This is a genomic window from Streptomyces sp. NPDC052023 (assembly GCF_044548465.1).
Classification (GTDB): domain Bacteria; phylum Actinomycetota; class Actinomycetes; order Streptomycetales; family Streptomycetaceae; genus Streptomyces.
On the sequence record NZ_JBIUBW010000011.1, the window covers coordinates 250,828 to 263,027 of the forward strand.

General features: G+C 73.3%; 12 protein-coding genes and 1 pseudogene. 7 read left to right on the forward strand and 6 right to left on the reverse strand.

What is annotated here, in order from left to right; translation table 11 throughout:
* Positions 1–79 precede the first annotated feature (79 nt).
* Complete coding sequence (locus tag ACIHCM_RS23135) at positions 80–1,279, forward strand: acyl-CoA dehydrogenase family protein (protein WP_399898772.1); 1,200 nt, start codon at positions 80–82, stop codon at positions 1,277–1,279.
* Positions 1,279–1,749: a nitroreductase family deazaflavin-dependent oxidoreductase gene (locus tag ACIHCM_RS23140; protein ID WP_399898775.1), complete on the forward strand. Its 471-nt coding sequence runs from the start codon at positions 1,279–1,281 to the stop codon at positions 1,747–1,749. Before ACIHCM_RS23135 ends, ACIHCM_RS23140 begins: the two co-directional genes overlap by 1 nt.
* A 32-nt stretch (positions 1,750–1,781) precedes the next feature.
* On the opposite strand, the gene ACIHCM_RS23145 is transcribed toward ACIHCM_RS23140, so the two are convergent.
* Positions 1,782–2,402, reverse strand: a complete 621-nt coding sequence (locus ACIHCM_RS23145; RefSeq protein WP_399898778.1) for a LysE family translocator — start codon at positions 2,400–2,402, stop codon at positions 1,782–1,784.
* Positions 2,403–2,484: 82 nt separating this feature from the next.
* On the opposite strand from ACIHCM_RS23145, the gene ACIHCM_RS23150 reads away from it, so the two are divergent.
* Positions 2,485–2,937 (forward strand): Lrp/AsnC family transcriptional regulator, encoded by a 453-nt coding sequence (locus tag ACIHCM_RS23150; protein ID WP_393108785.1) that lies wholly within the window; start codon positions 2,485–2,487, stop codon positions 2,935–2,937.
* Between the two features lie 110 nt (positions 2,938–3,047).
* On the opposite strand, the gene ACIHCM_RS23155 is transcribed toward ACIHCM_RS23150, so the two are convergent.
* Positions 3,048–3,683 (reverse strand): TetR family transcriptional regulator, encoded by a 636-nt coding sequence (locus ACIHCM_RS23155; RefSeq protein ID WP_399898836.1) that lies wholly within the window; start codon positions 3,681–3,683, stop codon positions 3,048–3,050.
* Positions 3,684–3,817: 134 nt separating this feature from the next.
* On the opposite strand from ACIHCM_RS23155, the gene ACIHCM_RS23160 reads away from it, so the two are divergent.
* The 3 genes from ACIHCM_RS23160 (at position 3,818) to ACIHCM_RS23170 (ending at position 7,896) form a co-directional block, all read left to right on the forward strand.
* Positions 3,818–4,552 (forward strand): VOC family protein, encoded by a 735-nt coding sequence (locus ACIHCM_RS23160; RefSeq protein WP_399898781.1) that lies wholly within the window; start codon positions 3,818–3,820, stop codon positions 4,550–4,552.
* A 309-nt stretch (positions 4,553–4,861) separates the two neighbouring features.
* Complete coding sequence (locus ACIHCM_RS23165; RefSeq protein ID WP_399898784.1) at positions 4,862–7,225, forward strand: PQQ-binding-like beta-propeller repeat protein; 2,364 nt, start codon at positions 4,862–4,864, stop codon at positions 7,223–7,225.
* Positions 7,226–7,311: 86 nt separating this feature from the next.
* Positions 7,312–7,896 carry a hypothetical protein gene (locus ACIHCM_RS23170; protein ID WP_399898787.1) on the forward strand — a complete coding sequence of 195 codons (585 nt, stop codon included), beginning with the start codon at positions 7,312–7,314 and terminating at the stop codon, positions 7,894–7,896.
* 89 nt (positions 7,897–7,985) lie between these two features.
* Here ACIHCM_RS23170 and ACIHCM_RS23175 read toward each other — a convergent pair whose 3' ends face one another.
* The 3 genes from ACIHCM_RS23175 to ACIHCM_RS23185 are packed head-to-tail and all read right to left on the reverse strand — an operon-like array spanning position 7,986 to position 10,320.
* The gene (locus ACIHCM_RS23175) at positions 7,986–8,759 is read right to left on the reverse strand and encodes an enoyl-CoA hydratase/isomerase family protein (protein ID WP_399898790.1); all 774 of its coding nucleotides are present in this window, start codon (positions 8,757–8,759) and stop codon (positions 7,986–7,988) included.
* Positions 8,756–9,166, reverse strand: coding sequence for a Zn-ribbon domain-containing OB-fold protein (locus ACIHCM_RS23180; RefSeq protein WP_399898793.1), 411 nt, complete (start codon positions 9,164–9,166; stop codon positions 8,756–8,758). Before ACIHCM_RS23180 ends, ACIHCM_RS23175 begins: the two co-directional genes overlap by 4 nt.
* A gap of 5 nt (positions 9,167–9,171) precedes the next feature.
* Positions 9,172–10,320, reverse strand: coding sequence for a lipid-transfer protein (locus ACIHCM_RS23185; protein ID WP_399898796.1), 1,149 nt, complete (start codon positions 10,318–10,320; stop codon positions 9,172–9,174).
* 94 nt (positions 10,321–10,414) lie between these two features.
* Here ACIHCM_RS23185 and ACIHCM_RS23190 point away from each other — a divergent pair, with 94 nt between their 5' ends.
* Positions 10,415–11,989: a FadD3 family acyl-CoA ligase gene (locus ACIHCM_RS23190; RefSeq protein ID WP_399898798.1), complete on the forward strand. Its 1,575-nt coding sequence runs from the start codon at positions 10,415–10,417 to the stop codon at positions 11,987–11,989.
* Positions 11,990–12,100: 111 nt separating this feature from the next.
* Here ACIHCM_RS23190 and ACIHCM_RS23195 read toward each other — a convergent pair.
* Positions 12,101–12,200: pseudogene (locus tag ACIHCM_RS23195) on the reverse strand (ABC transporter permease); the annotation flags it as partial.

Here is a 12,200-nt window from a genome sequence, read left to right on the forward strand (position 1 = left end):
ACGGTACATCAGAACTTGCTCTGGGCGTCCGGCCGCCGACGTCCTAATATGACTGACCGTCAGATTCAGGGAGGCCGTCATGGACGCCAGCTTCACCCCCGAGCAGGACGAGATCCGCCGCACCCTCCGTGAACTGCTCCGCCGCCGCTGCGCCCCCGAGCAGCTCCGCGCCGCCCTCGACAGCCCCACCGGCCACGACCCCGCCCTCTGGTCGGCGCTCTCCGAAGGTCTCGGCCTGCCCGGCCTCGCGATCCCCGAGGCGTACGGCGGCGTGGGCTGCGCGGTGACCGAACTCGCCCTGGCCGCCGAGGAGACCGGCCGCGCGCTGGCGCCCTCCCCGCTGCTCGCCACCAGCGTCCTCGCCGCCCCCCTGCTCCTGGCCCTCGGGACCGACGCCCAGCGGGCCGAGCTGCTCCCGCGCCTGGCCTCCGGACACCTCACCGCCACCCTCGCCGTCCCCGGCCCGCGGCTGGCCACGGCCCTCGCGCTGACCGGCGGCAACACGGGCGACTGGGCGGGGGGCGGCCGCGCGGGCGGCGTCCAGGCCCGCCCGGCGGACGGCGGCTGGCGGCTGTACGGGGAGGCCGGCCAGGTGCTGGACGGCCACAGCGCGGGGCTGCTCGTCGTCGCCGCGCACACCGGGGGGTTCGCCCGGTCCCGGACGCTGCTGTTCCTCGTGCCCGGGGACGCGCCCGGCCTGACCCGGATACGCCAGACCGCCCTGGACGCGACCCGGCCAAGGGCGGCGATCCAGCTGCGGGACGTGGCAGCCGAGTTGCTCGGCGACGAGCGGTGCTCCCGCACCGGCGTCACCCCCGCGACCGCCCTCGCCGACGCCGGTGACGCCGCCGCCGCCGTGCTCGCCGCCGAAGCCGCCGGTGCCGCCGGGCGGGTGCTGGAGCGGACCGTCGAACACGTGGGGCGGCGGGAGCAGTTCGGGCGGCCCGTCGGCTCCTTCCAGGCGGTCAAGCACCGGCTGGCCGACGTGCACGTACAGGTGCAGGCGGCGCGCTCCGCGGCCTGCTACGCGGCCTGGGCCACCGTCCACGGCGAACGGGCCGGCGGGCTCGCGCTCGCCCAGGCGCTCCAGACGCTGCGCACCGCCGCCGCCGAGGGCATCCAGCTGCACGGCGGCCTCGGCTTCACCTGGGAGCACGACGCCCACCTCTACTTCAAGCGCGCGGCCGGTGACGAGTTGCTCTTCGGGCCGGTGCACCGGCTGCGCGCGCAAGCCGCCGAGGCGGCCCGGCTGTTCGCGGGTGCGGAGGTGACCGTCTGATGAGTGTCGCCGGAATCGTCCAGAAGATCTCCTCGACCAGGGGCTTCGCGAAGGCCGCGCCGTACGTCGTCCCCGCCCTCGACCGCGCCGTCCACCGCCTCACCCGCGGCAGGGTGCTGCTCAGCGCGCTGCTGCTGCCCGGCGTGATCCTGACGTCCACCGGCGCGAGGAGCGGTCTCGCCCGGCGCACGCCGCTCGCCTGTATGCCGGAGGACGGCGGGCGCAGCTGGGTACTGGTCGGTTCCAACTTCGGCCGGACCGGTCATCCGGCCTGGACCCACAACCTCCTCGCCTGTCCCGACGCCGAGATCAACTTCAAGGGCCGGGACATCGCCGTGACCGCCTGGCTGCTGGCCGGGGAGGAGCGGGCAGCGGCCTGGCGGGAGGTGCTGGCGTTCTGGCCGCCGTACGCGACGTACCAGGCACGGGTGGCCCGCGAGATCCGTGTGTTCAGACTCGTACGGAAGTGACCGCTCCGCGGCGGCGGACCGCGGCGGGGGCGCTACAGCGTCGCCAGCCGCTGCACGAGCAGAAAGGCCCCGATCCCGAGCATCGCCGCCCCCGAGGTCCGTGCCACCGCCCGCGCCGCCGCCGGGCGCGCGCCGAGGACCGCCCGCGCCGCGAGGCCGACCCCCAGGTAGACCACGGCGCAGCACGCCATGTGCAGCAGCCCGAGGACGGCGGTCTGGGCCGGGACCGGCAGGTGCCCGTGCCCCATGACGAGGAACTGCGGGAGCACGGAGAGGTAGAGCAGCAGCCCCTTGGGGTTCAGCCCGCTGATCATCGCGCCGCGCAGGAAGACCCGGCCGCCGGCCACCGGGGCTGCGTCTCCGGCCCGCGGCGTGCCGGGGCGGCGCAGCACGCCCCACCCCAGCCACACCAGATACGCCGCTCCCACCACCGTCAGCGCCGTGAGCAGCAGCGGCGATCCCGCCACCAGGACGGCCAGACCAGCCGCCGCGAGCACGGTGTGCAGCGCGTAGCCGCCGACCAGGCCCGCGACCGCCGTGACCGGCGAGCGGTCGCGCAGACCGGCCGAGATCACATACGCCCAGTCCGCACCCGGGACGCACACCAGCAGCAGGTCGAGGGCGAGGAAGGAGATCAGGGTCGCGGAGTCCATGCCGGGCAGATTAGGCGGAAAGTGCCCGAAGGTGTTTCCGAAGTTTCCCCATGATCGCTGGTTCTGGGGGAGAATCTTCCTCATGGACGACATGGACCGGAAGATTCTTGCCGAGCTGCAGCAGGATGGGCGGCTGACCGTGACCGAGCTGGCCGCACGGGTGCGGCTGAGCGTCTCGCCGTGTCACCGGCGGCTGCGGGAGCTCGAGCGGTCGGGGGCGATCAGCGGATACCGGGCCGTGGTCGAGCCGGGAGCCGTGGGGCTGACCTTCGAGGCGCTGGTCTTCGTGTCCATGCGGCAGGAGGACCGGGACACGGTCGCCGAGTTCGAGAAGGCGGTCAGCGAGGTGGAGCACGTACTGGACGCGCAGCGGCTGTTCGGGGAGCCCGACTACCTGCTGCGGGTAGCCACCGCGGACCTCGCCGCGTTCCAGCGGCTCTACGACGAGCGGCTCGCGACACTGCCGGGGGTGCAGCGCCTGACGTCCACGCTGGTGATGAAGCACGTCGTCAAGGACCGGCCGCTGCCGGCGTGACGGGTGACAGGCGGCGGTTCACGCGGGTGAACCACCGTCGGCCTGACAGGACTTGGAGCAAGGGAGAAGAAGAAAAAAGAGGGCGGGCGCAGGGAAAAGGGTGGCGGCCGTTACTTCGCCGGCTTCTTCCCCGTGATGCCCAGGTGCACCAACAGCGCGAGATTCGGCTTCAGTTCGGCCTGCTTGACCCCCCAGGTCTGGAAGCCCTTCTGGTGCGAGGCGACCGCCGCCAGCATCGCGACCAGGGAACCGGCGATCGCCGCCGGGTTCACGTCCTTGTCGACCCGGCCCTTGGACTGGAGTTCGGTGACGGCGTCCACCAGGGAGTTGTTCACCGAGTTCAGGATCTTCATCCGCAGCTTGTAGAACCGCTTGTCCCCCTCGGCGGCGCCGAGGTCGACCACGCGCAGGATGGCGTCGTTCTTGCGCCAGAACTCCAGGAAGCCGTCGACCAGTTCCTGGGCGGTCTGCCAGCCGGCCTTGCCGACCCAGGTGCGCCCTTCGAGCAGTTCCGTCAAACCGGCGCCCTCGGCGGCCATTTGCTCGGCGATCTCCAGGACGGCGCCTTCGACGTCCGGAAAGTACTGGTAGAAGGTCGCGGGCGAAGTGCCCGCCTTCCGGGCGACATCGATGACCTTGACGTCCCGGTAGGGAGAGGAGCTGAGCATCTCACTGAGGCAGTCCAGCAGCTTCTGCCGCGTCGCCTGCCCACGCCGGCCGGCCACGCGGCCGTCGACGGTACGCACTTGTCCTGTCATGCCGTCAGCTTACCGAGGGGTGATGGGAGCGCGATTCGGCCGACTGCAAATGGGGTGCGCGGGGGATCGGGGCGTGCTCCGGCCGGTGAGCGGGGTGCCGATGCCGCCGTTACTTTGGCGGCATGGCCGAAAACAGCACATCTCCTCGCGAAGCGGCGTACGCCGAGGGCGTCCCGTGCTGGGTGGACGCGCAGCTCGCCGATGTCGCGGCGGGCAGGCGCTTCTACGGTGAGCTCTTCGGGTGGTCCTTCGAGCCGTCCTACGGCGGGACGGTGTGGGCGTACCACGAGGGCGAGCCCGTCGCCGCGCTCGCGCAGAAGACGGACGGCCGGCTGCCCACCGTCTGGACGGTGTACTTCGCGACGCCGGACGCCGAGGGGCTCACCCGGCGGATCCGGGCGGCCGGCGGGCAGGTGGTCACCGCGCCGGTGCCGGTGGGCGAGCTGGGCGTGGCCGCGCTGGCCGCCGACCCCGAGGGTGCGGTGTTCGGCCTGTGGCAGCCGGGGACCCACGCGGGCTTCGGTCTGCGGCACGCGCCCGGCGCCTTCGTCTGGGCCGAGCTGTACGCCCGTGACACGGCCGCCGCCAACGACTTCTACGGCGAGCTCTTCCACGACGCCCTGTTCGGGCCGGAGGCCGAGCCCGACTTCGGCCGCGCCCCGCTCGCCGGCGCGTTCCCGGCCGAGATGCCGCCGCACTTCGTCGTCCACTTCGGGGTGGAGGACTGTGAGGCGGCGCTCGGCGAGGTGAGGCGGCTGGGCGGCCGGATCCAGGGGGGACCCTTCGACACCTCCTACGGCACGGTGGGGGTGGTCACGGACGATCAGGGGGCCTCGTTCGCGGTACTTCAGCGTTGAACGACGCCGGATCCTCTGGGCCGTCCTTCGCCGTCCGTGCCCGGCTCGTCGCCGATCCGTCGCGGATCCCCGCCGTTTCGCCGCCCTTCCGCCGCCGGTGGGACGGGCTTGCGCCACCGCTTGTCCCGGAATGCACCACCTCTTGCCCTGGTATGAGGTGAGACACCCGATATGTCACCGGGTTCGCAACCTGTGGCCGGGACAGGAAGAATCGGGGTGCGTGCCGCCACGGCGGTGCGGTGGTGAGACGCTGCACGGGGTCGCGTACATATGTGGGTGGCGCGGCTCGTACGGGGAGGTGGCAGGCAAGTGGTGGATCAGCTGACGCAGCACGATCCGCGGCGTATCGGGCCGTTCGAGGTGCTGGGGCGGCTGGGTGCCGGCGGCATGGGGCTGGTCTATCTCGCGCGCTCGGCGTCCGGCCGGCGCGTGGCGATCAAGACCGTCCGGACGGAGCTCGCCGAGGACCAGCTGTTCCGCGTCCGCTTCACACGTGAGGTCGAGGCGGCCCGCGCGGTCTCCGGCTTCTACACGGCGGCCGTGGTGGACGCCGACCCGCGCGCCGCCGTGCCGTGGCTGGCGACCGCGTACGTCCCCGCGCCCTCCCTCGAGGAGATAGTGAACGACTGCGGGCCGCTCCCGGCCCAGGCCGTGCGCTGGCTGGCCGCGGGCGTCGCGGAGGCGCTCCAGTCGATCCACGGTGCGGGGCTGGTCCACCGTGACCTCAAGCCCTCGAACGTCCTCGTCGTCGAGGACGGCCCCCGGGTGATCGACTTCGGTATCGCCTCCGGCGTCTCGAACACACGTCTGACCATGACGAACGTCGCCGTCGGCACCCCCGCCTACATGTCGCCCGAGCAGGCGAAGGACTCGCGCTCCGTCACCGGCGCCAGCGACGTCTTCTCGCTCGGCTCGATGCTGGTCTTCGCCGCCACCGGACACCCGCCCTTCCACGGCGCCAACCCGGTCGAGACGGTCTTCATGCTGCTCCGCGAGGGCCCGGACCTCGAAGGGCTCCCGGACGAACTCCGCCCGCTGATCGAGTCCTGCATGCAGATGGACCCGACCGCCCGCCCCAACCCCGCCGACCTCCAGTCCCAGCTCGCCCCGCACCTCTTCGGCTCCGGCTCCGACGACAGCGGTACGGCGTCGGCGTGGCTGCCGGAGAAGGCCGTCGCCCTGATCGAGTCCCGCCGCGGCGGCCGCCCCGCCGCCAGGCCCGCCTCGGGCGCCGGCCGCAGCTCCGGCCGCCCGTCCGCGGTACCGCCCCCGCCCGCGCACGACCCCGTCGTCCCGGCGCCGCCCGTCTCCGCCCCGCCGGTGCCCGCCCCGGCCGGCGCCGACGCGGGCCCGGTGCGGCTGGCCGGCGCCGCCGTGCCCATCGGCCCCGGCCCGCGCGTGGCCGACGCCCGCGCCGCCGCCGTCAAGGCGCCCCCGCCCGAGGCGGGCCTGGCCGCCTCCTGGGCCAAGCCCCGCCCCGGCGTCAACGGCGCCGAACCCGCCGCACCGGCCACGCCGCCCCCGGCGACGGCGGAGAGCCCTTCCGGCTGGCGGCCCTGGCGCTTCCGGATGTCCAACGACGTCTGGGGCACCCCCGCCGTCGCCGAGGACCTCGTGTACGTCACCTCCTTCGAGGTGCACGCCCTCGACGTGGCCACCGGGCGGCGCCGCTTCAAGACCCGGGACGTGGCCTGGTCGATGGCGGTCGCCGACGGCCGGATCCACGCCTCCGACGGGCCCACCCTGTTCGCCCTGGACGCCCGCGAGGGCACGGACCTGTGGCGGCTGTCCACGGACGCCTGGGTGTACTCCCTGAAGGCCGGGCGCGGGACCGTCGTCACCGGTACCCGCGGCGGTGGCGTCCAGGCCTGGGAGGGCGCGAACGGCCGCAAGCTCTGGGAGATCACCGGCTGCCAGAGCGACTTCGAGTCCCCCGAGGCCGGCCCCGCCCTGCACGACGGCACGGTCTACGTCTGGCAGGACGCCCGGCTGCGCGCCCTGGACGCCCGCACCGGCGACGAGCGCTGGTCGTACCCGATCGGCGACGCGGCCGCCTGCGGCGGTGTCCCGGTCCGGGTCGCGCCCGCCGCCGACGGCTACGTGTACATCAGCGCGGGCACCCGGGTGCTCGCCGTCGACATCGCCGCGGGGCACGTCCGGTGGCACTTCGAGGCACCGGCCGTCTTCCTCTCCCCGCCCGCCTTCGCGCCCGGTCCCGCGGTCACCGGCGGCGGCATCTACCTGACCGACTACCTCGGCACGGTGTACGCCCTGGACGCCACCGACGGCCGCGACCGCTGGCGCATCGCCACCGAGGCCCGCACCTCCGTCGAACCGGTCCTGGTCGCGGCCGGCCACGTCCACGTCGGCAGCGGCACCGGCCTGTACACCCTGGACGCGGTCACCGGCACGCCCAAGTGGCGCTTCCAGGCGGGCGGCGACATCGTGGGCTCGCCCTCGGTCGCGGAGGGACGCATCCACTTCGGCGCCACCGACCACCTCCTGTACACGCTCAAGGCCGACGACGGCCGGCTGCGCTGGAAGCTCGCCACCGGTGGCGAGATCACCGGCTCCCCGGTCGTCAGGGACGGGATCGTGTACGCGTGCAGCAAGGACCGCTGCGTGTACGCCCTCGACGCGGAGAAGGGCACGGGGACGGCCCGCACGGCCTGACCGGCACGGGCGCGACGGCCGGCCCGGGTGCGCGCCGGTCGCCTGGTGGTGACATGACCGTGACAGGTGATCCGTAGGCTGCCGGTATGGATCTTCGGGGGCGCAAGCTCAAGCTCACGGCAGTGGCCGCGTCGGTGGTCCTGACGCTGACCGGTTTCTCGACGGGCCGGCACAGCGGCGGCACCGGCGGTGGGGGCGGGGGAGGCGGCGGGTGCAGCAGCTCCGGCCAGGACCACGACGGCTCGTCGTCGACGTCCGGCGGAGGTGCCTGGTCCGGCTCCGACGCCCATGACGGCTACGACGACGATGACGACTACGGCGGTTCGTCCGGCGGCAGCGGCTACGACGACTCGTACGACGGCTCCGGGTCCGGCGGCCCGGACTCCGCCGAGCCGCTGCGCGACGCCTCGGTGAGGCCGGTCAAGTGCGCCACCGGCAAGGCCCCCTACTCCCGGGTCGAGGTCACCAACCCCAACGCGAGCACCGCCACCTTCGCCGTGGACGTCTCGTTCGAGGACCGCGAGGGTGGGCTCGTCAAGCAGGAGACCTGGTACGTCGAGGTGGCCGGCGGCGACCGGCTCACCGTCGACATCGAGTCGAGCAACATCAGCCGCGCGGGCGAGGTGGCCGGGTGCGACGTCGACGAGGTCGCCGAGCCCGAGGAGGTGTAGGGCCTGTCGTTCGGATCAGGTCGCAGGGAATCGGCGGTAGTTCGTCAGCCCCGCGTCTGCGGCGTGATCCAAACGACAGGCCCCGGTCCTCACCGCGTCCGGTGCTCCCGGTGCCGACCGCGGAACAACTCCGCCTGCCGCCCGGCGGGCAGGTTCCCCAGCGCGACCAGCGCCGGTGCCTGCGCGAACGCCGTCGCCAGGGCCGCCTCCCGGCCCGCCCACAGCGCCCGTACCGTCCCCTGCACGGCCTCGGGCGGGTACCCGGCGAGCACCGTCGCGCAGGCCGCCGCCGCCGCCAGGGCCTGGCCGGGCGGGGTGAGTTCCGACACGAGCCCCACCTCGTACGCACGCCGCGCCGAGACCCGTTCGGCCGTGCCCATGAGCGCCATCCGGGCGGCCTCCCCGTACGGCATCCGCTGCGCCATCAGCATCGACTCGTACGCGCTGACCATCCCGTAGGCGGTGTGCGGGTCGAAGAAGGTGGCCGTCTCGTCCGCGACCACGAACTCGGCCTCCCCGAGCAGGTAGAAGGCCCCGCCGCAGGCCATCCCGCCGACGGCCGCGACGACCGGCTTCCACAGGTCGTTCGCTTTGGGCCCGACGCCCAGCAGCGGATCGTCCTGCATGTACGGCGATCCCGGCTGCGGCACCGAGGCGTCCCGGTCGATGCCGGTGCAGAACGCCTTGTCCCCGGCGCCGGTGAGGACGACGGCCCGCACGGAGTCGTCGTACCGGAACTCGCGCCACGCTGCGCCGAGTTCACTCGCCATGGCCAGGTCGATGGCGTTGAGCCGGGCGGGCCGGTCGAGGGTGACGACGGCGACGCCGGTGTCCTTGTCGGCGGTGACCCTCAGGCCGCTCACGCGTGCACCCACTGCGGGATCCCGGCGTCGGTGAAGACCACCCGCACCTTGGCGCCGATCCGGACGCGGTCGGCCGGCACGGAGTCGAGGGCGGCACCGGCACGGCTGACGAGGTTGCCGACGAGCCGTATCCGCGGCGCCTCCGCCAGCTCGACCACGATCACGTTGTACGGCGCCTGCGCGGCGTAGTCGGGCAGCAGGGGCGGATGCGGGACGACGTACGACCAGATGCGTCCGAGCCCCGACATCCGGCGCCACTCGGAGGCGAAGGACTGGCAGTGCGGGCAGCAGGGGCGGGGCGGGAAGCGGGGCTCGGCGCAGTCGGCGCAGGCCTGGACGCGCAGCTCACCCTCGGCGGCGTACCGCCAGAAGGGGGCGCCCTCGGGGTCGGTGACAGGACTCAGCATGCTCCTCAACTCCTCAGCAGCAACGCGGACGTGGGGACGCCCTCACCGGCGGTGACCAGACAGGTGGCGGCGCCCGGGACCTGGGCGGTGCTGGTTCCGCGCAGCTGCCGCACGCCCTCGGTGACGAGGTTGAACCCGTGGACGTAGGCCTCGCTCAGTCCGCCGCCCGAGGTGTTGAGCGGCAGCCGCCCGCCGATCTCCAGCGCGCCCCCCTCGGTGAACGCCCCGCCCTCACCCCGCCCGCAGAAGCCGTAGCCCTCCAGGGAGAGCGGGACGAGGGCCGTGAAGGCGTCGTAGATCTGCGCGACATCCACATCCTGTGGCGTGAGGTCGGCGTGCTTCCACAGGTGCCGGGCGGCGGTCCAGGCAGGGCCGGTGAGCGGGTCGTCGTTCCAGTAGTTGACCATGCCGTGGTGCTGGGCGGGCAGGCCCTGCGCGGCGGAGTGGACGTACACGGGCCGGTGCCGGCAGTCCCGGGCCCGCTCCCGCGAGACGACGACGCAGGCCAGCGCCCCGTCCGTCTCCAGGCAGTTGTCGAAGAGGCACAGCGGCTCGCTGATCCAGCGGGAGGTCATGTACATCTCGCGCGTCAGGGGCCGGTCGTACATGATCGCGGCAGGGTTCTGGTTGGCCCGGTTCCGGCAGGCGAGGGCCACGTTGAAGAGGTGGTCGCGGGTGGCGCCGTACTCGTGCATGTAGCGCCGGGTCAGCATGGCGATCTCGTCCGCCGGCCGCAGCAGGCCGAAGGGACGCGTCCACTGGCCGGGGGTCGGCAGCTGGACGGTGGTGTTCGTCCAGGGCCGGGGCCCGCTGCCCCTTTTCCGTGACCGCCAGGCCACGCCCACGCTCGCCTGACCGGTGGCTATCGCCGCGGCGAGGTGCGCCACGGTCGCGCACGAACCGCCGCCGCCGTAGCCGACCTTGCTGAAGAAGGTGAGGTCGCCGAACCCGGCGGCCTTCGCCAGCTCGACCTCGTCGGTCTCCTCCATGGTGTACGAGGCCAGCGCGTCGACCTCGCCCGGCGCGATCCCGGCGTCGTCGAGGGCGGCGAGAACGGCTCGGCAGGCGAGGGTCCGTTCGTCCTCCGGAAGGTGCTTGGCGAAGGCGGTCCTGCCGATGCCGACGATCGCGGTGGCGTCCTTGATGCCTGCCATGTGCGCGCACCTCCATGCGTCCCACGAAGCTGCTGACAGTCCGTCAGGCTACAGCTAATCTGACGGGCAGTCAGCTCGTCGTCGGGAGGCTGTTGTGCGCGGAGATCTCGAGCGAGGCGGGGAGTGGGGCAGCATCCCCGGTCTGGTCCGGTGGGCGGCCGAGCGGTACGCGGACGTCGAGGCCGTGGTGGAGGGCCGCACCCGGATCTCGTACGCCGAACTGGGCACCCGGGTCGAACGGGCGGCGGCCGCCTGCCTCGCCCACGGCCTGCGCCCCGGCGACCGGGTGGCCGTCTGGGCCCCCAACTCCCTGGACTGGATCGTCTCCGCCCTGGGCGCGGTGTCGGCGGGTGCGGTGCTGGTGCCGCTGAACACCCGCTTCAAGGGCACGGAGGCGCTGGACCTGCTGCGCAGGAGCGGGACCCGGCTGCTCTTCGTGACGGGCACGTTCCTGGGGACGTCGTACGTGGCGTCGCTGCGCCGGGCGGCAAGACGGCCGGGCGAACTCCCCGAGGTGGTCGTCCTGTCCGAGGACGCGCCACCGGACTTCCGCACCTGGAAGGACTTCCTGGCGGCGGGGGAGGGCATCGGGCCGGCCGAGGTGCGGGAGCGGGCGTCGGCGGTGTCCGGCCCGGCGCCCTCGGACATCGTCTTCACCTCCGGCACGACGGGCCGCCCCAAGGGCGCGGTGATCACGCACGCGCAGTCGCTGCGGGCGTACGACATCTGGGGAGACCTGGCCGGCCTGCGCCGGGGCGACCGCTATCTGATCGTCAACCCCTTCTTCCACACCTTCGGCTACAAGGCGGGCGTCCTGGCCTGCCTGATGCGGGGCGCGACGATGATCCCGCAGCCGGTCTTCAACGTCGGGACGGCGCTGGCGAACATCGCGGCGGAACGGGTCTCGGTCCTCCCCGGCCCCCCGACCCTCCTCCAGTCCCTCCTCGACCACCCCTCCCGCGCCGCGCACGACCTCTCCGCGCTCCGGCTGGTCGTGACCGGCGCGGCGGTCGTGCCGCTGCGGCTGGTGGAACGGCTGCGCGGGGAACTCGGCGTCGAGACGGTCCTGACGGCGTACGGCCTCTCCGAGGCGAGCGGCATCGTCACGATGTGCCGCCGGGGCGACGACCCTTCGGTGATCGCCTCCACATCGGGCCGGGCGATCCCCGGCACGGAGGTACGTGTGGACGCGCCCCTCGGCAGCCCCGGAGAGGTACTGGTCCGCGGCTTCAACGTCATGCGGGGCTACTACGAGGACCAGCCGGCCACGGACGAGGTGCTCACGTCCGACGGCTGGCTGCGCACGGGTGACGTCGGCGTCCTCGACGACGCGGGCAACCTGCGTATCACGGACCGCATCAAGGACATGTTCATCGTCGGCGGCTTCAACGCGTACCCGGCGGAGATCGAGCAACTCCTCGGCCTGCACCCGGGGGTGGCGGACGTGGCGGTGATCGGCGTACCGGACGCCCGGCTCGGCGAGGTCGGCAAGGCGTACGTGGTGCGCCGGGCAGGTGCCGTACTGACGGCGGACGACCTGATCGCATGGGCGCGACGGGAGATGGCGAACTACAAGGTCCCCCGTGAGGTGGAGTTCGTGAGCGGTCTGCCGCGCAACGCGAGCGGCAAGGTGGTGAAGGGGAGGCTCCGGGCGGAGGGCCAGGTCTAGGCGGTGTCCCCTCGTGCACGAACGGGCGGCGTACCCCGACGAAGGTGTCGGTGTACGCCGCCCTGGCACGGGACGAGGTGCGGGAATGTGGGGCCCGCGCCGCCACGGGGCCTACCTGGGGTCGGTGTTGAACTTCGAGGTGGACCAGAGGTAGCCCAGGACCGCCAGGCCCAGGCACCAGGCCACGGCGAGCCAGCCGTTGTGGCCGATC